Here is a 20,837-nt window from a genome sequence, read left to right on the forward strand (position 1 = left end):
CCACGGGGGCAACTTCGTCGTGCCGGCCCCCGCAGCCGGTGACGGTCAGGACCGTCAGTGTTCCAGACGCACCGGCATCAGTATCGAGAACGTCTCCTCGTCATCGGGCCGGCGAATCGCGATGGGCGCCGTGGGGTCGCCGAATTCGAGGACCAGTTGATCTCGGTCTCCGGCAGCGAGCGCGTCCAGCAGGAACGCGCGGTTGACGGCTACCTGACCGGGGTCGTCGTCACCGTCGTCGCAGACGACCACGGTGCCGTCGTGTGCCACCTTCAACACGCTGAGCTCGCAGGACGCACCGTCCTGACGGCGCACCTCGCCCGTGCGGACGGGACCGCTTGCCACCGCCTTCCGGAAAACCGTCGCATCGACGAGGGCGCGGTTCCCGGCCGGCAAGCGGACGAGGCGACGGTAATCGGGGAAGTCATGGTCAAGGCGCCGGCCCGACGCCTGACCGTCCTCCGCTTCCAGTGTCACTCGGTCACCCTCCACAGCGAGCCGTACAGGTCCTCCGCCGTTCAGCAACGCCCGCATCGCGTCGACGAGTGGGGCAGGCACGATGACCTGCACAGCGGGTCCGCCGCCCCCGGTGGCACCGGCTTGCGCGACAGCCATCCGGTACCGGTCGGTGGCTACGACGTGAAGCGCCGCCCCTTCGATGTCGAACAGGACGCCGCCCAGCATCGGCAGCTCCGGATCGGTGCTGGTCGCGAAACGGACCGCGTCCAATGCGGCCGCCAGCTCAGGAGCCGAGGCGGTCAGCCGGACGGTGGTGGTTCCATGGGAAGTCAAGGTGTTCTCCCTGTGTGCGAGCAGTTCCTGGAGCGTGGAGAACTCAGTGCGCGCATCGGACAGTTCCAGCTCGAGACGGCGCAAGTGCGCCCGCAGCAGTTCCATCACCAGGTCTTTGTCTGCACTCGACCAGCCGGCCAGGACGAGTCGGATGTCCGCCAGCGGCATGCCGGCCCGGCGCAACCGGGCCAGCAGTCGTGCCTCCTCGAGCTGGGCCGGGCTGTACCAGCGATAGCCACTGACCGGGTCCACCCAGGCTGGGACCAGCACACCCGTACGGTCGTAGAACCGCAGGGCGCTCACGCCCAGTCCGCTGTCCCGGGCCATCTCACCGATGCTGCGCATCTCGCTCTCCACACCTGGAACTCTGAGCCCTGCACAAGGTCGAGGGTCAACCTCGGTTCCGGAACCGGAACCCGACCATGACTGACATCAACGATGGCGGACACGAACGCATCGTGGCAGAGCCCCCGTGGAGCGGGTGCGCCACTGCGAGCACGCGGCCCGGGGAGCACCGGGTCCGGCCCGGCCGCTCGCGCCTCTGTCACGCAGCGTCAAACCAGGGCTTGCCGGCTGCCCAGTGCTCAACCCATCCGGCGAATCCCGGCTCGGCCCACCGGTGTAGTGACCAGACGCGATCACTGCGGGATCGATCCCGTTGCGAGCCGGTCCGCGGGCCGGGACGGACCGGGAACGACGGCGCCGGGCGGGAGCGGCAAGGAGACGGGTCCTCCGTCCACCACCGCACCACAAGCCTGGCGCCGCGCGGCGCCGTGCGTGGCCGCCAGTGCGGAGAGCCTCCCGGTCGAGGACCAGTCCTTCGACGCCGCGATGGCGGTCAGCACCGTTCATCACTGGCCGGACCCGGTCGCCGGGCTGCGCGAGATGCGGCGTGTGGCCCGTCGTGTGGTGGTGTTACGTACGACGCCAGTGCCACAGGCCGGCGTGAGCGGTTCTGGCTCACCCGTACTACCTGCCTGAATTCGCCTGCCTTCTCGCCGGCCGGCTTCCACTCCGGAGTCGGGCCGGAGGCCGGGCAGCGCGGTGGGCAGGCTCCGCGACGGCCTTTCCTCAGGCCGGTGGGCGGAGCGCCCGCGACCCGGTCGCCCTCGACGCGGCAGAGCTCGGCCTCCGCCCTTCTGAGGCTTCAGGTCGTCCCGCCAGGCCGCCATACTGGGAGCGTGAGCCCAGCGGACGGGGACAGCGAACAGCGGAACGAGCAGGTCAGAAGGCCGGTTCCACAGCCGGCTGGGGTTCTCCAGTACGAGTGGGACGGTGCGTGGGTGATCGTCCCGCACGGCGCCTACGACATGCAGAACATCGCGCCCTTGGTTGAGGCACTGGAAGACGCGTCGGAGAAGTACTCCAAGGTCGTCCTGGACGCCTCCCAGCTCACCTTTGCGGATTCAACCTTCTTGAACCTGCTGATTCGCGTCCACACCATGACCGCGCTGCGTGTGGCCGAGTCGGCGCCTCAGCTTCTGAGACTGCTCGAACTGACCGGGGCCGACTCCGTGCTCGCTGTCCGGGACTCGGTCGAGGACGCGACCGCGTCGTAGCGAACCTCGGTTGCGGGGACCCCGCGCGTGAGGCACCGCCCGTCCGCTCCATGTGAACTGGCGGCGTTGCGGCGTCACTTCTCGGCCCGCTGGGTGATGGCCGCCTCGGTACGGTCGCCCAGGAACTCGTACCAACGGCGTTCGAGGCAGACGTAGCGCACGTCCGCTTCGACGAGGCTGACGAACCCCGCCACAGTCTCGGTGAGACGTTGCTGCAGTCCTGGGTCGGCCAGTGTTCCGTCTTCGGCGAAGGCCTGGTAGCTGTTGGCCAAGCTGAACATGTCCGGGTAGACGCGGGTCCCCAGATGTTCCAGGGGAATCCGCAGAGCCCACAACCCGCGGTTCCCGCCGATCAGCGACGGCGAGGCGGAGACGAGCAGCGCGTGCTTGGTCTTGAACGGCTGCGGCCGGACACGCGAGACCCAGTCGATCGCGTTCTTCAGCACTCCCGGCACGGAGGCGTTGTACTCCGGCGAGGAAATGACGAAGGCGTCGCTCCGCTCAAGCCGGTCGCGCAGGGCGAGTGCACCGCGCGGCAGCCCTTCGCCGGCCTCCACGTCACCGTCGTACAAGGGCATGTCGAACTCGCGGACGTGGGCGAGGTCGACAGTGGCACCGGTGTCGGAGAGGAGCCGGGCCACGAGGGACGCGAGGCGCGCATTGGTCGAATCGGCCCGCAGGGCTGCGCCGAAGACCAGGAATCGCAGCGGGCCGGGAAGCGTGTCCGTGGGCATGGGTCCGTCCTTCCGTCGCAGGCAAGCCCCTCCGAAGAGGGCGCCCCACCGACCAGTGTGGTTCCTCGGCGGACACCGTGCGACAGGGCGGGAACCGACAGGCCGGAGCCGGTCAGGACGGTGACTCGGCCCGCTCCGGCGCCGCGCGGCCGCCGAACGACTTGGCGCCGCCCCCTTGCATGGTGTCATGTACAGGTCCACACTCCCGTGTGCAATCACGCGTGCACCTCGCGCGAACGTCCTTCACCCCCACCGCCGGACACCCCCCGGCTGCCTGAAGGGATGTTCAGTGCCACGCTTCACACCCGGCCGAATACGCACAGTCACCACATGTCCCCGCAGCGCGTGCCGGATCAGCTCGACGGCTCGGAGCGGCGCGGAGGCGAGAGCGAAGCCGGCGACGCCGGCCGGCGGTGAGGACAGGGCGATCAACCGACGGGTATGCCGCGCCAGTCGGAGTGCGCCCGCGACCTGATCAAGGTTGCGGCGTCGGCGTCACGTGCAGACCGGCAACGCTGCCGCATTCGCCAGTCCGTCGCAAGACCCCCACGAGATGTCCGGCGCCGCCTGACGCAGGGGCGCCGTGCCCGATCCCCCGGTCCTGCTGCCCTCACCCGGCGGCGGTGGCGGTGCCAGTCCCGCCGTCCGGTCGTCAGCAGCACCCATACCGCCAGGAGAAGCATGTCCAGACCGGCAAGACCGTCAAGGGGAAGAATCTCCCTGCTCATCGGCGCACTGACCGCCGCGACGGCGTTCGCCACCCCGGCCCTCGCCGCCCCCTCGCCCTCCCCCGCCGCCTCGGCGGCACCGCACGCCATCGCTCCCACGTTCACCCAGGTCAGCAGCGACCCCTACGCCGACTCGCAGGCCCAGCACGCCACCGAAGTCGAGCCGGACACCTACAGCTTCGGCAGCACCGTCGTCGCCGCATTCCAGGTCGGCCGGGTCTCCGGCGGCGGAGCGTCCAACATCGGCTGGGCGACCTCCACCGACAACGGCCAGACCTGGACGCACGGCTTCCTGCCCGGTTCCACCACGAACACCGGCGGACCGTACACCGCCGCAAGCGACGCCTCCGTGGCCTACGACGCCAAGGACGGTGTGTGGATGGTCTCCTGGCTGGGCATCCGCTCCGGAAACAGCGTGGATGTCGACCTGAGCCGCTCCACGGACGGCGGCCACACCTGGGGCGCCCCGGTCACCCTCGCCACCGGAACCTTCGACGACAAGAACTGGACGGCCTGCGACAACCACCCGTTGAGCCCCTACTACGGCCGCTGCTACACCGAATACGACGACGCCAACGCAGGCGACGCCGAGCACATGAAGACCTCGACCGACGGCGGCGCGACCTGGGGTGCGCAGCAGAGCCCCGCCGACCGCCCCAGCGGGCTCGGCGGCCAGCCGGTCGTCCAGCCCAACGGCACCGTCGTCGTCCCGTTCTCCTCGGCCAGCGAGGACAGCGAACGGGCGTTCATCTCCGCCGACGGCGGGACCAGTTGGGGCGCCAGCGTTCAGATCGCCACGGTCTCGCACCACCCGGTCGCGGGTCTGGAGGACGACGCCGCCGACATGTCACGGCTGGACACCCTGCGCGAAGGCCCCCTGCCGTCCGCGGAGATCGACGCCTCCGGCCGGGTCTACGTGGTCTGGTCCGACTGCCGCTTCCGCACCAACTGCTCCAGCAACGACATCATCATGTCGACCTCGACGAACGGCACCTCGTGGAGCTCACCGGCCCGCGTGCCGATCGACGCGGCCACCGGCACCGCCGACCACTTCGTACCCGGCATCGGCGTGGACCCCGGAAGCTCCGGCGGCACCGCCCGCATCGCGCTGACGTACTACTACTACCCGAACGCCTCCTGCACGGACACCACCTGCCGGCTCGACGCGGGCTACGTCTCCTCCACCGACGGCGGTGCCACGTGGACGACGCCGGCCCAGCTCGCCGGTCCCATGACGCTGGCCTGGCTGCCGAACACCACGCAGGGCCGCATGTTCGGCGACTACATATCGACGTCGGTCCTGTCCGGCGGCAACGCCGTCACCGTGATCCCCGTCGCCCACGCCCCCAGCGGCAGCACCTTCGACGTGGCGATGTACGCACCGGCCGGCGGCCTGCCGATCGGCAGCGGACAGCCCGGTGGCAACACCGTCACGGTCACCAACCCCGGCGACCAGACCGGGACCGTCGGCACCGCGGCGAGCCTGCAGATCACGGCGGCCGACTCCTCCTCGTCCGCCAAGCTCACCTACGGCGCGACCGGGCTGCCGCCCGGCCTGACCCTCGCCTCCGGCACCGGCCTGGTCACTGGCACGCCCACCACCGCCGGCACGTACCACGTGACCGTCACCGCCACCGACGACACGAGCGCCTCCGGCGCCACCGCCTTCACCTGGACGGTCAACCCAGCCGGCGGCGGAACCTGCACCGGCACCGGCCAGAAGCTCGGCAACCCGGGCTTCGAGTCCGGCAACACCGTGTGGTCCGCCGGCTCGGGCGTCATCGGACAGTACGGCTCACAGGGCGAGCCCCCGCACAGCGGCACGTGGAACGCATGGCTCGACGGCTACGGCACCACCCACACCGACACCCTCTCGCAGTCCGTCACCATCCCCGCCGGCTGCAAGGCCACGCTCAGCCTCTACCTGCACATCGACACCGCCGAGACCACGAGCTCCACCGCCTACGACACACTCTCCGTCAAGGCGAGCGGCACCACTGTGGCCACCTACTCCAACCTCAACGCCGCCACCGGCTACAGCCAGAAGGCCTTCGACCTCTCGTCCTTCGCCGGACAGACCGTCACCCTCAGCTTCACCGGCAGCGAGGACCGTTCCCTCCAGACCTCGTTCGTCGTCGACGACACCGCTCTGACACTCAGCTGACCCCGCCGGCCGGCCGTCACCGCGGCGTACGCCTCGCCATCGCGGTCTGCCCAGCTCACTGGGCCGCCCGGCTCCTGCTGCCCACAGCCACGGGCAGCAGGAGCCGGGTCGTCGGTCCTCCGAGCGAGCGATGACACTTGTCCCTGTCCATGAGAGGTGACAGGTGCTCGTGAGGAGAGACGACGTGCGACTTCGCTGTGCGGTGCTGGACGACTTCCAGGGCGTGGCCACCGAGTTGGCCGACTGGTCGGTGATCGGGGACGAGGTGGAGGTCGTCACGCTGCGGGAGCACCTGGACGGCGAGGACGCCCTCGCCTCGGCGCTCGCCGGCTTCGACATCGTGGTCACGCTGCGCGAACGCGTCGCCTTCCCCGGTTCCTTGATCGCCCGCCTGCCCCGGCTGAGGCTGCTCATCGCCTCCGGCATGCGCAACTCCGTCATCGACTACGCCGCGGCCGAGGCCCGGGGCGTCACCGTGTGCGGTACGGAGAGCTCGGGCACTCCGCCGGTCGAGCTGACGTGGGCGCTGCTGCTCGGTCTGGCCCGTGGGATCGTCGAGGAGAGCACCGCGCTGCGCACCGACGGCCCCTGGCAGTCCACCGTGGGCGCCGATCTGCACGGCCGTCGGCTGGGCCTGCTCGGGTTCGGCCGGATCGGCGGCCGGGTGGCCCGGGTCGGGCTCGCCTTCGGCATGCGGGTCAGCGCCTGGACACCGAACCTCACCAAGGAGCGGGCCGGGGAGGCGGGAGCGGAACTGGCCGCCCCGAAGGAGGAGTTGCTCGCGACCAGCGACTTCGTCTCCGTTCACGTCCCCGGCCGCGAGAGCACCCGGGGACTCGTCGGCGCCGCCGAGCTCGCCCTGATGAAGCCGACCGCCTACCTGATCAACACCTCCCGCGCGACCGTCGTCGACCAGGACGCCCTGCTGGCCGCGCTGCACGAGGGCCGGATCGCGGGTGCGGGCGTGGACGTCTTCGACGTCGAGCCGCTGCCCGCCGGCCACCCGATGCGCACCGCCCCGCGCCTCCTGGCCACACCCCACCTCGGTTACGTCTCCCACGCCAACTACACGACGTACTACCGCCAGGCGGTGGAGGACATCCAGGCCTATCTGGCCGGATCCCCGGTGCGGCTGCTGGGCTGAGCCCAGGCGAGGCCCGCCCTGCGGGCGCAGGCAGCGGAGCGCCGTACCCTCCCCCGGTGTCCGTGGGGTGGGTACGGCGCTGTCCGGGTGCCGTCGGAAGACCGCGTGAACCGCCGTCGTAAAGTATGAAATTCCCATTGATTCGACACTTTGCGTTCAAAATCGGATGTAACGGCTGCTTTCCCACCTGACGTGATCTACTGCCCCTGATCGCCGCCCAAGAACGTGCGGCCATTCGGCCGGGGCGGCGGCAAGGCGGAGGAGGTCCGGTGCATGAGGACGACGAGCCGCATCGTGGCGCCGATGGTGGCCGGAACAGGGCTGTCGGCGTGCCGCGGAAATGCCTCCTTTCCCCGCGGACGTCCTCATGAAGGACCCCTTCCCTCCCGCACCCGAAAAGGGGTTCCCGGTGGCGGAAGCCGGCCGTCCGAGGCGGCCGGCGAGAGCGGTGCCGGCGACGGGACCGCTCAAGAAAGCCTCACTCCGTCCGGCGCACAGCCGGAAACCGCGGTGGTCACCACGCTGAAGCTGCGCGCGTCCGAGTGCGTCAGGGCCAAAAGGACCTCCACCACCCAGTCCCGCACCTTCCGCGCGGGCACGTACATGCGCGTCCTTCGATGAGCCGGGATTTCAGCGGCGAACATTCCTATCGGCATCCGTACGTATCCGCACGCCCGACGGAGTGCAGGGAGAACACCACATGACGACGGAAACGCACCGCTTGCTCTCCGCACGGCCGGCGCGGGGCTGAGTGCCGATGGGCACGACGTTCGCCACCGCGTCTTCGTGGGCGTTCCAGCCGGCTCTGCGCCGGGCCGCTCCCGTGCTGCCCGTCCTGGTGCTGATCGCCCTGATCGGGCTGCCGCCTCTGTCGGACGGCCGTGTCACGCCCGCCGACGCGGCCTCCGGGCTGGTGGTCCTCTGGGCCGTCGTACGCACCGTGCGCCAGGCCCGGCGTCCGCTGACGCGGACGGCCGCCGTCGTGTTCGGGCTGCCCGTGATCGGCGTCGCCGTCGCGGCGACGGGCGCGCCCCATGCGGGCGACGGCCTCGTGGGACTCATCCGCTACCTGCAGATCTTCGTACTGGTGCCGGTGGCGATTCTGGTGCTGCTGCGCGACCGGCGCGACGTGCGGCTGGTGGCCTGGTCGCTGATCGCCCTCGCGGTGTGGGAGGGCGCGATCGGGGTGCACCAGTACCTGACCGGCACGGGCGCCCTGTACGCCGGTACGTTCGTCCGGGCCGTGGGCACGTTCGGGCCGACCGAGGTGATGGGGATGGCCACCGTCGTCGCGTCCGGTGTCGTGGCCGCCACCGGTCTCGCGCTCGGGGCACCTACACGGCGGCAGCGGATCGCGGCGACGGTGGTCGCGCTCGCGCTGCTCCTCCCCCTCACGGTGTCCTTCAGCCGGGGTTCCTGGATCGCCACGGCCGCGACCTGCGGAGCACAGCTGTTGCTGGCCGGGGTGCGGCGAGCGGTCAAGGCGTTCGCGGCGGCGGTCGCGGCGGCCGTGGTGCTGGTGGGCGGGTTCGGCGTGGGCACGACCATGCTGCAGCAGCGCCTGGACAGCATCACGCAGGTCGCCGACGCTCCCGACCAGTCGGTCCTCGACCGTTACTCGCTGTGGGCGGCCGCGGTCGACATGTGGCGGGACAGGCCGGTGACGGGCGTGGGGCTGCGGGGGTTCCCGGAATACCGGGACGGCCATGCCCCGCTCTCGGTGAACTCGGCCTCCGACACCGGTGGTGCGGGCCACGGCTACTACCGCGAACCCTTCCTGTCGCCGCACGACATGTACCTGGAGGTCCTCAGCGAACAGGGCCTGCTCGGCATGGTGACGGTGGTGGGCAGCTGGCTGGCCCTGCTGGTGTGCGCGCTGGGCGGACTGCTGCGCACACGCGGGGCACGGCACGGCCGGGACTGCGCGCTCATCGCGTGCGGCCTGCTGCTGTGGCACCTCGTGGACTTCCTGTACGCGGACACCGGCGGCGCCATCACGGTGCTCGTCGCCGTTGAGTTCGGGCTGGCGGCCTGGTGCGCAGTGGGCTTCGGCGCTCACGCCGGGACGGCCACGCCGTCGGAAGCGGGCCCGCGATGAAGCCCGCGCCGACGCCGCTTCCCGGTGACGTACGGGACCCGACCTCGACGCCGACCGAGGTCACGCCGCCCGGCGCGGAAACGGAGCCCATGTCGGCGCCCTCGGGCCGCTTCCTGGCCAGGGCGACGCTGCTCACCACCGCGCTGTCCATCGCCGGGGCGGTGCTCGGACTCGTCAGGGACCAGTTCCTGGCCCACTTCTTCGGGGCGAGCGGGAAGACCGACGCGCTGCTGGTGGCCTGGACGCTGCCCGAGCTGGCCGGAACGCTGCTGAACGAGGACGGGACGGTGATCGTGCTGGTCCCCGTTTTCACCGTGGCGCTGGCCCGGCGGGCGCGCGGCGTCCTGTCACCGGACCCGGTGCGGACACTGATCGCCTCCTCGCTGCCCCGGCTCGGCCTCGGCCTCGCCGCGCTGGCCGCGGTGTTCGTCGCCGGGGCGCCGCTGCTGGTCTCCGTCCTCGCACCCGGCCTGCCCGATCCCTCCCTCGCCGTCGACTGCACCCGCATGACCGCGACCTGTGTGCTGACCTTCGGGCTGGCCGGGTACTGCAGCGCGGCACTGCGCGCACACCGTTCCTACCTCGCCCCCGCGACGATCTCCCTCGCCTCCAACAGCGCCGTCATCGCCACGATGGCCGTCCTCGGGGGGCGCTGGGGAGTGCGGTCGGCCGCACTCGGGGTCGCGCTCGGCGGATGCGCCATGGCCACCGTGCAGGCTCTCGCCCTGCGGCGCACACTCGCCGTCGGGCCCCGCCGGCCCGCCTCCGGGAACGCCGCCGAGGGCGGCCGGCCGCTGACGTTCTCCCTGGTGGCCGCGGTGCTGCTGTTCTCGCTGTGCCGCCACTCACAGGTGCTCGTCGAGCGCTACTTCGCGTCCGCGCTGCCCAGCGGCGCCATCTCGCACCTCACCTACGCCCAGAAGGTCGGGCAGTACCCGATGGTGCTGGCGCTGACCCTGGCCGTCGTGACCTACCCGCTGGTGGCCCAGGCCATCGCCCAGGGCGACATGCGGCGGGCCCGGGAACGCATCGAGCGGGACCTGGTGCTGGTGTCCTGCATCGCGCTGCTGGGCGCCGCCGCGATCGTGGCCTGTGCGCCGCAGATCGTCCATCTCCTCTTCCAGCGCGGCGCGTTCACCGCCAAGGACACCGGGGCGACCGCCGCCATCCTGCGTGTGTACACGGTCGGGCTGCTCGGCCACACGCTGGTGGGCGCGCTCCTGCGGTCGTACTTCTCGGCGGGGCGCGCCACCTGGTACCCGGTCGGTGCGATGGCCGTGGGCATGGCCGCCACCGCCGGCATCGACGCCTGGAGCGCGCCGCACTGGGGCGCCTGCGGCATCGCCGCGGGCAACGCGGCCGGAATCACCCTCGCCGCGCTGATCCTGCTGCGCGGTCTGGGCTCGCACAGCGTGCCCGTGTCCGTCCGCCACGTCGTCACCCAACTCGCCGGGCCGCTGGCGGCGGCCGGGTGCGCGACGGGAGCCGGGTTCGTCTGCGCACGGCCGTTCACCGCGCCCCTGGCGTCCGTCGCCGTGGGCGGTGCGGGCACGGCCGCCGTCTTCCTGCTGCTGTGCTGGGTCCTCGACACCGCGGGAGCACGGTCCCTGATCCGTTCCGCGGCGTTCCGCGCCCGCCGCCCGGGACCGGAGTCCCGCCCCTGACCGGCCAGAACCACACGGAAGTCCTCTGCGATCCGACCCGGAAGTGAGCCCCTGATGACCGACACCGTCCCACGATCCGCTGGACTGCCCGGCAAGGCACCCGCCCGCGTCAAGCGGCTGCCCGCGCAGCTGCTGCTGCCGGCCGGCGCGCTGCTCGGCGCCGTGGCCGGAGGTGCCTACGGCACCGTGCAGACACCGCAGTACACCGCCACCAGCTACGTCATGGCCGTACCGGACAGGCAGCAGCTCGTCGACTCCCGGGCGGCACTGGGCTTCGCGCAGGCGTACGGCCGCCTGGTCACGCAGCCCGCCGTGCTCGGGGACGCGGAGCTGCGGGCGGGTGTTCCCGTCGCGTCACTGCGCAAGAGCGTGCGGTCCGCGACCTCCCCCGACGCGCCGATGGTCTCCATCTCGGCGACCTCCCCGCACGCCGGACTCGCCGCCGACATCGCCAACACGGTGACGGGTTCGCTGACCGCGTACGCCGACCGCGCCGTCCGGGACACCGGCGTCAGGCTCGTCCGTCTCTCCCCCGCCCTGAAGCCCACCCGGCCGTCGTCCGCGTCCCGCAGCCTGACCACGCTCGTGGGTGCCGCCGCCGGCGGCCTGCTGGGCGGCCTGGCGCTGCTGGTCCGGCCGCGGCGCACGGCGTACGACGGTACGGCCGGGGCGTCGGTGCCGGCTCCGGCCCACGCCGACGAGGTACAGGAACAGTTGGGATGAGCGTGTCCGGCGGCAGGCTGTCGCTGGATGTCCGCACCGGCGAGCGCGTGTTCGCCGGCTGAGCGAGGAGTGGGCGCTGCTGCACCGGGCGTACCCGTCGGCGGCCCGTTCCAGGGTCACGCCTGGCGTCCGGTGAGCACCGGGTCCTGAGCATGCTGCGCTGCCGCCGTACCGCGCACGAGCGGGCGCCGTCACCGGGCGGCAGCTCCGGGAAGGGACCTGCCCGGACGTGACGGGCTGGTCGGCCGCCGCTGCGGGGACCGGCGCCGACGTGACGGGCCCGTCGGGCGTGAGCCGGGACGGCCCGTCGGCTGAGTCCAGGGCACCGGCAGGAGCCTGCCGGGTCCGAGCGGCCCGAACTCCCGGCGTTCGCAAGGACATCAGGGCCGAGGGTGGCCCGCGATGCGTCGTACGGGTGTTCTTGCCCCGGCGACGGAACGGGCCACGGTATGTCGCAGCCGATCCGCGGCGTCGGCCGCTCCTACATTTCTGATGCACCTGTCACATTATTTGCTTCTAATTCGGGAGGAGTAGTCCTTTGGTAGGAGTAGCTCAGGCGCTGGGCGGGGCCGAGGCCTCGGCGGTGACGTCACCGCCTCCGCTCATCGGCGACACACGCGCCGGCCGTGCCGGCGCCCGCGCCAAGCGCACGCTCGACGTCGTGCTCTCCGCGCTTCTGCTGATCGTCTTTCTGCCTTTGATGGCCCTCATCGCTCTCACGGTGGCCGTCAGCAGTGCGGGGCCCGTCATCTACCGGCAGGCCCGGGACGGCGTGGGGCAACGATCGTTCACCGTGCTGAAGTTCCGCACCATGTACCACAATGCGACCGTCGATCTGGCGGACCTGCTGCTGGCCGACGGCAGCGTGATGTCGATCTGCACCAAACCACGGCACGATCCGCGCATCACGCCGGTCGGCCGATTCCTGCGCAAGTCCTCTCTGGACGAACTCCCCCAGCTGATCAACGTGCTGCGGGGCGACATGTCGCTGGTGGGACCGCGCCCCAACGTGCGCCCCGAGAACCAGCTGCTGCATCCGGAGCACCGGGCCAGACGCCTGTCCGTCAAGCCGGGCATGACGGGGCTCTGGCAGGTTTCGGGCCGCTCGAGCACCACGGCGGAGGAGGCGATCCGGCTCGACCTGCGGTACGTCGACCACTGGAGCCTGCAGCTGGACCTGCTGATCCTCCTGCGCACCCTGCCCGCCGTCCTCAGAACCAGCAATGCGCGGTGATCCGGGCGGCGCGGCGCGGGACGACGGGCGGCCCGCCGTTCTCCATGTCGCGGAAGCCTGGGGCGGCGGGGTGCAGACGGCGGTCCGCGACTATGTGCGATCCGTTCCGGAGGTGCGTCACCTGCTGCTGATGTCCGAGCGCGTCGGCTGCCAGGTCGCCGACACGGATGCGCTCTTCGAGGGCGTGTGGCGCCTGCCGCCCGGCCACCTCGCACGCGTCCGCGCCGTGGGACGGCTGTTCCGAGAGGTGCGACCGGACGTGGTCCACGCCCACTCCTCGCTGGCGGGAGGCTATGTGCGCCTCGCCCCCGCCGTACCGACGGACCGCATCGTCTACACCCCGCACTGCTACGCGATGGAGCGCGGCGACCTCGCGCGGTACGCGGCGGCAGCGGTGCAGGCGGTCGAGCGTGTGCTGTCCCGGCGTACGGGCACCGTGGCGGGTGTCAGCCCCCGTGAGGTCGAACTCGCCCGCTCGCTGCGCAAGCGCCAGCGGGCCGTCCACGTGCCCAACCTCGTGCCCCGTCAGGAGGCGGCGGCCGACACGCCGCGGCCGGGGCCACAGTCCCAGGCACGCACCGGCGAAGGCACCGGCCTGCCGCCGCGGACCGTCGCCGCCGTCGGCAGGCTGTGCGCGCAGAAGGACCCCGCCTTCTTCGCGGAGGCGGCGGCCGAAGGGCGGCGGCTGATGCCGTCGAGCAACTGGTTCTGGCTCGGCGGTGGGGATTCCGTGCACCGTGACCGGCTGGAGCGGGCCGGTGTGACGGTCACCGGATGGCTGGACCACAGCTCCCTGCAGCGGCTGCTCGGCCAGGTGGACGTCTACGCGCACACCGCGCTGTGGGAGGGAGCGCCGATGACGCTCCTGGAGGCGGTGGGGCTGGGCCGGCCGGTGGTGGCGCGGCGCATCCCGGCCCTGGAGTCCCTGGGCCTGCCCGGTCTGGTCGGCACACCGCGGGATCTGGCGGCGGCGGCCGTCGCCGTGCTGACGCACGGTCCGGGCGAGAAGTCCGGCCGGAGGCTGGCCCGGCTGTTCGCCGAGAACACCCCGGAGCGGCAGCGCGTGATACTGCGGTACGCGTACGGCCAATGACGGATGCCGACGGCGCCACCGGACGGACGGCGCACCGGACGACGCCACGACGACAGGCAGCAAAAAGCCGGGCCCTCCCCATGACCACGTGGGGAGGGCCCGGCTTCACCTGCGTGCGCCGCGGGCGGTCAGAGTGCCCGGCTGTTGCACCCCATGTCCGAACCGAGGTGGCTCTGCTGCGCACCCGGGGCGCCTTCGCCGTTCAGCAGGTTGCCTGCCAGGCCGTTGACGGCGCCGACGCTGCCGAGCACATCGATGTTCATGTCGTGTGAGCGGCACTCGATGCCCTGCGTGACGTCGAAGTCGTCGTGGCCCCGGTCGCCGTGTGCGAAGGCGGTGTTGATGCCGAGGGAGCCGACGCCGCCGAGGACGGCGGCGCCGACGAGAACGGCCTTGTGGAACGTGCGCATTACTTCTCCGTTGGTCGAGCTGGATGCGATCTGCAGCAGATCGGGGGGGACGGCGGGAATCGCGGCGCGCGATCAGCCGATGCGGGGCAGGCCGAGCTGACCGACGGGAGGCGCCGCGACCTGCCCGAGGCCGAGCGGGGCCACCTGCGGTTCGCCCGGCGCGACCAGCGGGTTGACGAGGGGGTTCACCTGGGGGTTCACCTGGGGGTTGACCTGCGGGGCGACCCGCGGCGGAGCCTCCGGGGCGAAGGTCTGGGGTACGGCGACCTGCGGGGCGACCTGCGGCATCACCTGCGGCGCCGACTGCGGGCTGACCTGCGGCATGACCTGCGGCGCCGACTGCTGGGGCGCGGCCTGCTGCGGGGCGGCCTGCTGGGACGCGTACGGCGAGTTGGAAGCCTGCGCGAGGCCGTTCGACGTGGCCGAGGCGGTGGCGTAGCCGGTCGGCTGCTGCGGCGGCGACGGCGGAGCCTGCATCACCGGCTGGGCGTACGGCTGCGGGGCGGAAACCTGCGCGACGCCCGTCGAATGGGCTGCCGCCGTGGCCTGCGGCCCGCTCGGCTGGGACGGCGCGTACTGCGGCGCGGCGTACTGGGGAGCCGGGTACTGCGGCGCGGCGTACTGGGGCGCGGCGTACTGCGGCGGCGGGTACTGGGGAGCCGAGTACTGCGGCGGCGGGTACTGCGGCGCCGCGTACTGCGGTGCGGGGTAATCGGGAGCCGACGCTGGAGCGGCACCGCTGTACCCCGCGGGATAGTCGGCGGCCTGGCTGACGCCGCCGCCGATGGCGGACAGACCGCCGGCCGCTGCTGCGACGAGAGCGGCCTTGTGAAGCTTGCGCATGGAACCCTCGGCCCTTCAATACCTGAACAGGGAAATCCGTTGTATTCGGTGCGGTCTCGCGTGCGCCCGGTGCGATGTTCGTACTGCGCCGTTTCAGGGCTGACTCAATGGGCGGCACGCGGACTTACGCCGGAGCCGGCAGCGAATTCCCTTGCCCCTCCCGTGATCCATGATCGCTGCCCTCTCTCAGCTGGCAACGAACTTTCCCCCGCCCCGGTCACGGCCGCCGAAAGCGCGTCACCCATTTGCCGGGGACCGCCGGGCGCGCCGTACGAGGATTGCAGAGGGGCTGAGAACGTGCTGTCGAGGCACACCGGGCCTGGGTCAAACGGGTGACCGCGACCGGGCATCCCGTATCCGTTTCACCGATTCCTCGTTCCCCACTGGGCCAGGGCGATGGCCCCGTCGCAGCCGTACAGGGCGGCAAGAACAGCAACACCTGCTCCAGCAGCAGCATTTCCACAACGTTCCGTGCACAGGTCAATGAAGGGCCGAGGGTTTCATGCGCAAGCTTCACAGGGTCGCGCTCGTCGTCGCAGCAGCCGGCGGTCTGTCCGCCGTCGGCGCGGGCCCGAGCTCGGCCGCCGCTCCCGCATACAACAGCGGTGCTCCGCTTCCTGTTTCGCAGCCGGACGCCCAGGCGGCCTCGGCGACCTCCGCTCAGGCCAACGCGCAGACCTACGGCTCGCCGGCCGCGCAGCAGGCCCCGCAGCGGGGTGCCGAGGTCACCCCGCAGCTGAACCCGCAGTTGAGCCCGCAGATCAACCCGCAGATCTCTCCTCAGGCCGCCCCGCAGGCGGGACACGACACCGTGGCGGGCCAGAACAACCTCTTCCGTCCGTCGCAGGAGTGCAGCCCGCAGTCCCTGCTCAACGCGGCCGTCCCGGTCGCGCTGCTCGCCGCGTCCGAGACCCACGGCATCGAGTGCGGCCAGGCCAACACCCAGTCGAACGCCCTCGCGCAGGCCAGGGCGCACTAGGCACCACCGGACACCGGCGCCCGGATCGGGCCCTTCGGGGAGCACTCCCGAAGGGCCCGTTCCTATGCGGTACGGCTTTTGGGTGCTTTTGCCGCCGGATCATGAACTCGGCGCGTCGATGTCCACTTTGGGTTATTTCCTATTAATCTCCCGTAACTGTAAGAACGCGATCCGTCACGGACCGCACACACCTCTTCACTCCACCGGAGAAGACATGCGCAAGCTTCGCAAGGCCGCCGTCGTCATCGCCGCCCTCGGCAGCATCGGGCTCGTGGGCGGCACCGCCCACGCCGGCGGCCAGGACGGCGGCAAGGATGAAGGCAAGAAGGACCGCTTCAGCGTCCTGCAGAGCTCCAACTGCCGGTCGCACGACCTGAACCTGGACGTCCTCGGTGAGGTCGGCCTGCTCAACGGCCTGCTGGGCAACGGGCTCAACGGCGAGGGCGACCCGGGTGCCCAGGCCACCCACATCGGTTCGACCATGGGCTGCAACAACAGCGCCTTCTAGTCACACGGCCGCGTAGGCGGCCAGGGCAGGAAATGATCCCGGCACCGAGCCTCAGGCCCGGTGCCGGGACCCTTTTTGAGGCCGGTGGGCATTCGGAGTGACAAGAATTCTGAATTCGGCGCGTCGCTGGTTGCATCCGCATATTTCGTATTAGCCTCCATAACCGTACGAAGTCGATCTCTCACGGATCGCATCCACTTCACTCCACCGGAGAAGATATGCACAAGCTCCGCAAGGCCGCCGTCCTGGTCGCCGCCCTCGGGAGCGTCGGAGTCATGAGCGCCGGCGCTGCCCACGCGGGACAGGGCTGGGGCAAGGGCGGCAACGACGACCGCGTCAGCATCCTGCAGAGCAGCACCTGCAGGTCCCACGACCTCAACGCCGACGTCCTCGGCGAGGTCGGCATCCTGAACGGCCTGGGTGGCAACCTGCTGAACGGTGAAGGCAACCCCGGCGCCCAGCAGTCCACCCTCGGCTCGACCATGGGCTGCAACAACAGCGTCGGCAAGTAGGCCGGCGCGCTGTCCCCGGTGTCCCGGCCGCAGGCCGGACACCGGGGACAGCCATGTCACCGGAATTCACGTCTGCCCCCGGCAAGCCGAATGCCGGACCGGGATCCATCCCCGGTCCGGCATTCTCCGTTCGTGCCTCAGAAGTCGATGTGCGGCTTCTTGAACTCAGGCCTCTTGAAGCCCTTGGGCAGCTTCAGGTCGTTGGAGCAGTCCACCACCGTCCCGGTCTTCGCGGAACCGCCGTCCAGCAGCTCGTCGTCCGGAAACACCATGCGCGACCGGTCCGCCGTCAAGCAGTCCTGTGCCTGTTTGATGACCTGCTTGCCGTGGTCGTCGGTGCGGATGTCGGTCTTGCGGATACAGACGATGTCGCCCGTGTCGGTGCTCCGGCATTCGCCCTTGGGGCCCTCGGCGTGCGCGGCGCCGGTGCAGATCACGGCGAGACTTCCGACGAGCCCGGAAATCGTCGCGATCCTCTGTCGAGTGAACATGTGCTGCCTTCCTTTTGCATGGGGGTGCATCAAGGCCCGGGCGCCTGCGCCGTCGACCGGCGTGCGCCCGGGCCTTGAAGAATCCGGAAGCGAGGGCCGGCGCCTGGACGGATCGTCGGTGGGCGACGGCACTGCCGCAGCCCGGACGCGCACCCCGAGGGGTTCTGCCGCGCATCCGGGCTGTCGTGGCATGGCTATGGCTCAGCGCACCGTCGAACGAGTCGAGTTGAGTCCGAACAGGGACGCCCCGGTCATACGATGCGCATATCGCGTTGGTTACTGGTCGTCGCCAGACTGACCGTAACCCTCCTCACCCTTGTCCTTGTCCTTGTGACCCGGGTGCGCGTTGTAATCGCCCCACGTGGCCACGGCGTTGGCGGACGAGTTGGCCACAGCGGTGAGCTGCTGCGAAGGCTGCTCCTCGTGCTCACCACCGGCGAAGCTGACGCCGACACCGAGAACGGACAGCCCCGCAACCGCCGCCGCTACGACAGCGGCACGCTGAAACTTACGCATGTTTGACCCTTTCTTACCCGGGCGGAAAGCCCTGGCTTGACTACGTACCGTGAGCATATACACACAATCCGCAGCGATTTGGGATCTTCTGCACGCGTCGTGTCGGCACACCGCATGAGATAGCCGTTTGTTCAACCCGGGACTTCAGAGCAGACCGGGCAATTCCATCTTTCCGTCGGCCTTGTCGGGCACACCGGAGGTCGTGGGGGAACACGTCACCTGGGGCCCGATCCGCATCGCCCCGTTCCCCAGGGCGGCGGGCACCGAGAGCGGCTGTGTGGGCATGCAGTTCTCCTGGTGGGGGAGGGAGCCCCCCTCGGGGATCTCACCTTCGATCCGCTGAACACAGGTGACATTGCCCAGGAGGTCGCGCGTGCAGCCGCCCTGAACCCCCGCGGGGTGCGCCTGGGCGACGCCGGCGCAGGTCACGACCAGGCCGCCGATGAGCCCCGAGACAGCCGCGATCTTCTTCTTACAGAACATGTGCTGCGATTTCCTTATGTGAAAGGCGCCCCTGGAGGAACCCTCCAGGAAGGACCCGAAGGGTTCCGCGGACGGCGTCGCGCGTGAACGCCGTCGACCTCAGCCGTTGAAAGCGTTGTTGAACTGGCCGCAGGTGGTGTCCAGGGTCTGGGCGAATCCGAGCACGCCGACCGGGATGTCGTTCTCGGCCACCGTCTGCGGGCTGCACTCCTGGTATGGGCGGTAGAGGTCGTTGACCTCCACGCCATGAGCGTAGGCGGTACCGGCACCGGCGCCGATGGCGGAGAGGCCGCCGGCTGCCGCCACTGCTGCGATCACGACCTGCTGAAGCTTGCGCATGGAACCCTCGGTTCTTCATTGCTCGACGTCGAGGCTGATTGCCTACCGTGACTAGATGAACACTAGCAGTAGCGATGTGCGCTATTCCACTTTGGCGGATATCCGTGTCCCAAAAGGGGACATGGGCGTACGGGAATTGCCGGACGCCGACAACTGGCGTGCCTGTTGTGCGGGTTGCCATAGAAGGCGTCAACGCGAATGGCACACAGGAAAGTTGTCGGCGGACCGGACGCGCACGGTGCCCCGGTATTACGAGAAGGTCGGCTCAACGGCCCGGTGACGATGGTCCGCCGGCACGGACACCACGAGGTCCCGCAATCCCTCGATGTACCGCCGCATGTTCTTGTACGCGACGTCGGTGTCCGGGTAGCGGCAGGCCAACCACAGTCCCTCGTGCAGCCGGTTGACCCAGACGCACACCTGGTCGCCGTACGAGACCCGGATCAGACCGTACGCCTTCTGCTCGCTCCAGCGGGCCGAGCCGCGGATGGCACGGGTGTCCACGTACGACACGATCGAGTACAGGTCGGGCGAGGTCGGGCGGAAGTCCGTGCCGAGCAGGCGCAACACCCGGGCCAGCGGAATGCGCGCCAGCGACCGGTTGGCCTGCAACTCGGCGCGGACCGCGGCGAGCGCACCGTCGAAGTCCCGTCCCGCGGGCACCTCGATGGGTGCGCCGCCGACGTACCAGCCCACGGAGTCCGACCACGCGGATTTCACCCGGGTGTGGAACGGCACCACCGTACGGTAGACCGGCTGCCCGCCGAGCTGGTGCACGATCAGACTGGTCGCGGCCAGCACACCCACCATGCTGCCGCCGTACGGCCGACAGTAGGCCTCGAACGCGGCGGCGGCGTCCGCGCCGACGAGCCGTTCGCGCAGCAGCTTCTGGGTGGGCAGTGCGTCATCGGGCCGCAGACCGAGATCGAGGGGGAAGTCCGGCAGCTTGCCGCCGCACCGGGCGATGAACTCCCGCCAGCGGGCGACGATCGCATGGGTGCCGTCGATGTCGTCCGCGTTCGTGCGTTCCTGCTCGCAGAAGTCGACGTAACTGCCCACGGACGTACCGGACGGGGGCCGCCCCGTGACCCCCACCTGGTACAACTCATGGATCTCGTCCGGGATGCGGTGCACGGAGTAGGCGTCGACGTTGGTGTGGTCGAACGCCAGGTACACGCTGGTGGAATCGTCCCGGACGACGGCCGCGTAGATGAAGTTGGGCCAGCCGAGCGCGTCCGCCGCGACGTCGAATCGGTCCTGCAGGTAGCGGACCAGCGTGTCCGCGTCGGCGAAGTCACCGACCACCTCGCGGTGCAGGGACACGTCGGCCTCGCCGAGCGTGAACCGGTGCATGTCGTCGCCGGCCCACCGGAAGCCGCTGCGCAGCGTCTCGTGCCGCAGCGTCCAGCCGCGCAACGCCTCTTCCAGCGCGTCGAGATCGGCTCGGCCCGGCAGATCGAACGCCGTGCCGATCCAGGTCGGCACGAACAGTCCGTCCTCGCGCACCGAGCGCGCGGTTCTGATGTGCGACTCCTGGATGTACGCCGGCGGCCGGGGGTCCGGGGGCAGCGCTGCCGCGGCCGCGATCGTCGCCGGACTGTACGTCCACTCCACGAGGCGTCCGGGCCGGACTTCGCAGCGCTGAATGTCAGAAATTCGCACGGGGGCGTCTCCTTCGCAGAAGACTCAGACTTGATCACGGGGAAGCCGTGCGCGAGCGGCGGTTGCCGTGTCGCCGGTTTTTCAGCGGGACGTGTGAGGCATCGAACGGCGGAGCGAGAGGCGACGGTGATCGGTCCCGCTCCGTCCGCCGTCGCCTCCTC

General features: G+C 70.5%; 20 protein-coding genes and 1 pseudogene. 12 read left to right on the forward strand and 9 right to left on the reverse strand.

All coding sequences use genetic code 11. The features are described 5' to 3' along the window. Nucleotides 1-54 precede the first annotated feature (54 nt). Nucleotides 55-1,149, reverse strand: a complete 1,095-nt coding sequence (locus ABZ919_RS15725; protein WP_361247665.1) for a MerR family transcriptional regulator — start codon at nt 1,147-1,149, stop codon at nt 55-57. A 408-nt stretch (nt 1,150-1,557) separates the two neighbouring features. Here ABZ919_RS15725 and ABZ919_RS15730 point away from each other — a divergent pair. Both ABZ919_RS15730 and ABZ919_RS15735 read left to right on the forward strand, forming a co-directional pair. Continuing rightward, nucleotides 1,558-1,792 (forward strand): annotated as a pseudogene (locus ABZ919_RS15730) (methyltransferase domain-containing protein); the annotation flags it as partial. Between the two features lie 181 nt (nt 1,793-1,973). Beyond that, complete coding sequence (locus ABZ919_RS15735) at nt 1,974-2,351, forward strand: STAS domain-containing protein (RefSeq protein ID WP_361247667.1); 378 nt, start codon at nt 1,974-1,976, stop codon at nt 2,349-2,351. Nucleotides 2,352-2,425: 74 nt separating this feature from the next. Here the strand turns inward: ABZ919_RS15735 and ABZ919_RS15740 are convergent, their stop codons facing one another. After that, a complete protein-coding gene (locus tag ABZ919_RS15740) occupies nt 2,426-3,085 on the reverse strand; it encodes an NAD(P)H-dependent oxidoreductase (RefSeq protein WP_361247669.1) in 660 nt (219 codons plus the stop codon). Between the two features lie 681 nt (nt 3,086-3,766). Here ABZ919_RS15740 and ABZ919_RS15745 point away from each other — a divergent pair. The 7 genes from ABZ919_RS15745 to ABZ919_RS15775 all read left to right on the forward strand — a co-directional run bounded on the left by ABZ919_RS15745 (nt 3,767) and on the right by ABZ919_RS15775 (nt 13,933). Next, nucleotides 3,767-5,977 (forward strand): putative Ig domain-containing protein, encoded by a 2,211-nt coding sequence (locus ABZ919_RS15745; protein ID WP_361247671.1) that lies wholly within the window; start codon nt 3,767-3,769, stop codon nt 5,975-5,977. A gap of 184 nt (nt 5,978-6,161) precedes the next feature. Beyond that, nucleotides 6,162-7,121 carry a D-2-hydroxyacid dehydrogenase family protein gene (locus ABZ919_RS15750; RefSeq protein ID WP_361247673.1) on the forward strand — a complete coding sequence of 320 codons (960 nt, stop codon included), beginning with the start codon at nt 6,162-6,164 and terminating at the stop codon, nt 7,119-7,121. Nucleotides 7,122-7,878: 757 nt separating this feature from the next. Then, nucleotides 7,879-9,219 carry an O-antigen ligase family protein gene (locus tag ABZ919_RS15755; protein WP_361247675.1) on the forward strand — a complete coding sequence of 447 codons (1,341 nt, stop codon included), beginning with the start codon at nt 7,879-7,881 and terminating at the stop codon, nt 9,217-9,219. Continuing rightward, nucleotides 9,216-10,883: a lipid II flippase MurJ gene (locus tag ABZ919_RS15760; protein WP_361247676.1), complete on the forward strand. Its 1,668-nt coding sequence runs from the start codon at nt 9,216-9,218 to the stop codon at nt 10,881-10,883. The genes ABZ919_RS15755 and ABZ919_RS15760 overlap by 4 nt, the downstream gene beginning before the upstream one ends. A 54-nt stretch (nt 10,884-10,937) precedes the next feature. Continuing rightward, nucleotides 10,938-11,606 carry a lipopolysaccharide biosynthesis protein gene (locus tag ABZ919_RS15765; protein ID WP_361247678.1) on the forward strand — a complete coding sequence of 223 codons (669 nt, stop codon included), beginning with the start codon at nt 10,938-10,940 and terminating at the stop codon, nt 11,604-11,606. 538 nt (nt 11,607-12,144) lie between these two features. Continuing rightward, a complete protein-coding gene (locus ABZ919_RS15770) occupies nt 12,145-12,840 on the forward strand; it encodes a sugar transferase (protein WP_361247680.1) in 696 nt (231 codons plus the stop codon). Continuing rightward, the gene (locus ABZ919_RS15775; protein ID WP_361247682.1) at nt 12,830-13,933 is read left to right on the forward strand and encodes a glycosyltransferase family 4 protein; all 1,104 of its coding nucleotides are present in this window, start codon (nt 12,830-12,832) and stop codon (nt 13,931-13,933) included. The genes ABZ919_RS15770 and ABZ919_RS15775 overlap by 11 nt, the downstream gene beginning before the upstream one ends. 128 nt (nt 13,934-14,061) lie before the next feature. Here ABZ919_RS15775 and ABZ919_RS15780 read toward each other — a convergent pair whose 3' ends face one another. After that, entirely contained in the window at nt 14,062-14,343 is a 282-nt protein-coding gene (locus ABZ919_RS15780; RefSeq protein WP_361247684.1) for a hypothetical protein, read from the reverse strand. 72 nt (nt 14,344-14,415) lie between these two features. Then, nucleotides 14,416-15,186 carry a hypothetical protein gene (locus ABZ919_RS15785; RefSeq protein WP_361247686.1) on the reverse strand — a complete coding sequence of 257 codons (771 nt, stop codon included), beginning with the start codon at nt 15,184-15,186 and terminating at the stop codon, nt 14,416-14,418. Nucleotides 15,187-15,688: 502 nt separating this feature from the next. Between ABZ919_RS15785 and ABZ919_RS15790 the strand changes: the two genes are divergently transcribed. The 3 genes from ABZ919_RS15790 to ABZ919_RS15800 all read left to right on the forward strand — a co-directional run bounded on the left by ABZ919_RS15790 (nt 15,689) and on the right by ABZ919_RS15800 (nt 17,185). Next, nucleotides 15,689-16,165, forward strand: a complete 477-nt coding sequence (locus ABZ919_RS15790; RefSeq protein ID WP_361247688.1) for a hypothetical protein — start codon at nt 15,689-15,691, stop codon at nt 16,163-16,165. A gap of 214 nt (nt 16,166-16,379) precedes the next feature. Next, nucleotides 16,380-16,673: a hypothetical protein gene (locus ABZ919_RS15795; protein ID WP_361247690.1), complete on the forward strand. Its 294-nt coding sequence runs from the start codon at nt 16,380-16,382 to the stop codon at nt 16,671-16,673. 218 nt (nt 16,674-16,891) lie between these two features. Then, a complete protein-coding gene (locus ABZ919_RS15800; protein WP_361247692.1) occupies nt 16,892-17,185 on the forward strand; it encodes a hypothetical protein in 294 nt (97 codons plus the stop codon). Between the two features lie 137 nt (nt 17,186-17,322). Here ABZ919_RS15800 and ABZ919_RS15805 read toward each other — a convergent pair whose 3' ends face one another. The 5 genes from ABZ919_RS15805 to ABZ919_RS15825 all read right to left on the reverse strand — a co-directional run bounded on the left by ABZ919_RS15805 (nt 17,323) and on the right by ABZ919_RS15825 (nt 20,676). Further along, nucleotides 17,323-17,676 carry a hypothetical protein gene (locus ABZ919_RS15805; RefSeq protein WP_361247694.1) on the reverse strand — a complete coding sequence of 118 codons (354 nt, stop codon included), beginning with the start codon at nt 17,674-17,676 and terminating at the stop codon, nt 17,323-17,325. A 276-nt stretch (nt 17,677-17,952) separates the two neighbouring features. After that, nucleotides 17,953-18,192, reverse strand: a complete 240-nt coding sequence (locus ABZ919_RS15810) for a hypothetical protein (RefSeq protein WP_361247695.1) — start codon at nt 18,190-18,192, stop codon at nt 17,953-17,955. Nucleotides 18,193-18,336: 144 nt separating this feature from the next. Next, the gene (locus ABZ919_RS15815; RefSeq protein WP_361247697.1) at nt 18,337-18,675 is read right to left on the reverse strand and encodes a hypothetical protein; all 339 of its coding nucleotides are present in this window, start codon (nt 18,673-18,675) and stop codon (nt 18,337-18,339) included. 99 nt (nt 18,676-18,774) lie between these two features. Next, a complete protein-coding gene (locus tag ABZ919_RS15820) occupies nt 18,775-19,014 on the reverse strand; it encodes a hypothetical protein (RefSeq protein WP_361247699.1) in 240 nt (79 codons plus the stop codon). A gap of 249 nt (nt 19,015-19,263) precedes the next feature. Further along, nucleotides 19,264-20,676 (reverse strand): condensation domain-containing protein, encoded by a 1,413-nt coding sequence (locus tag ABZ919_RS15825; RefSeq protein WP_361247701.1) that lies wholly within the window; start codon nt 20,674-20,676, stop codon nt 19,264-19,266. Between the last annotated feature and the right edge of the window lie 161 nt (nt 20,677-20,837).

Origin of the sequence: Streptomyces sp. NPDC046759, from assembly GCF_040645475.1 — a bacterium.
Classification (GTDB): domain Bacteria; phylum Actinomycetota; class Actinomycetes; order Streptomycetales; family Streptomycetaceae; genus Streptomyces.

Coding starts and splice junctions, on each gene's coding strand:
- ABZ919_RS15765 (WP_361247678.1), top strand. CDS start 10,938: ATGACCGACACCGTCCCACGATCCGCTGGACTGCCCGGCAAGGCACCC.
- ABZ919_RS15740 (WP_361247669.1), bottom strand. CDS start 3,085: ATGCCCACGGACACGCTTCCCGGCCCGCTGCGATTCCTGGTCTTCGGC.
- ABZ919_RS15780 (WP_361247684.1), bottom strand. CDS start 14,343: ATGCGCACGTTCCACAAGGCCGTTCTCGTCGGCGCCGCCGTCCTCGGC.
- ABZ919_RS15810 (WP_361247695.1), bottom strand. CDS start 18,192: ATGCGTAAGTTTCAGCGTGCCGCTGTCGTAGCGGCGGCGGTTGCGGGG.
- ABZ919_RS15775 (WP_361247682.1), top strand. CDS start 12,830: ATGCGCGGTGATCCGGGCGGCGCGGCGCGGGACGACGGGCGGCCCGCC.
- ABZ919_RS15815 (WP_361247697.1), bottom strand. CDS start 18,675: ATGTTCTGTAAGAAGAAGATCGCGGCTGTCTCGGGGCTCATCGGCGGC.
- ABZ919_RS15790 (WP_361247688.1), top strand. CDS start 15,689: ATGCGCAAGCTTCACAGGGTCGCGCTCGTCGTCGCAGCAGCCGGCGGT.
- ABZ919_RS15820 (WP_361247699.1), bottom strand. CDS start 19,014: ATGCGCAAGCTTCAGCAGGTCGTGATCGCAGCAGTGGCGGCAGCCGGC.
- ABZ919_RS15795 (WP_361247690.1), top strand. CDS start 16,380: ATGCGCAAGCTTCGCAAGGCCGCCGTCGTCATCGCCGCCCTCGGCAGC.
- ABZ919_RS15800 (WP_361247692.1), top strand. CDS start 16,892: ATGCACAAGCTCCGCAAGGCCGCCGTCCTGGTCGCCGCCCTCGGGAGC.
- ABZ919_RS15805 (WP_361247694.1), bottom strand. CDS start 17,676: ATGTTCACTCGACAGAGGATCGCGACGATTTCCGGGCTCGTCGGAAGT.
- ABZ919_RS15755 (WP_361247675.1), top strand. CDS start 7,879: ATGGGCACGACGTTCGCCACCGCGTCTTCGTGGGCGTTCCAGCCGGCT.
- ABZ919_RS15760 (WP_361247676.1), top strand. CDS start 9,216: ATGAAGCCCGCGCCGACGCCGCTTCCCGGTGACGTACGGGACCCGACC.
- ABZ919_RS15745 (WP_361247671.1), top strand. CDS start 3,767: ATGTCCAGACCGGCAAGACCGTCAAGGGGAAGAATCTCCCTGCTCATC.
- ABZ919_RS15785 (WP_361247686.1), bottom strand. CDS start 15,186: ATGCGCAAGCTTCACAAGGCCGCTCTCGTCGCAGCAGCGGCCGGCGGT.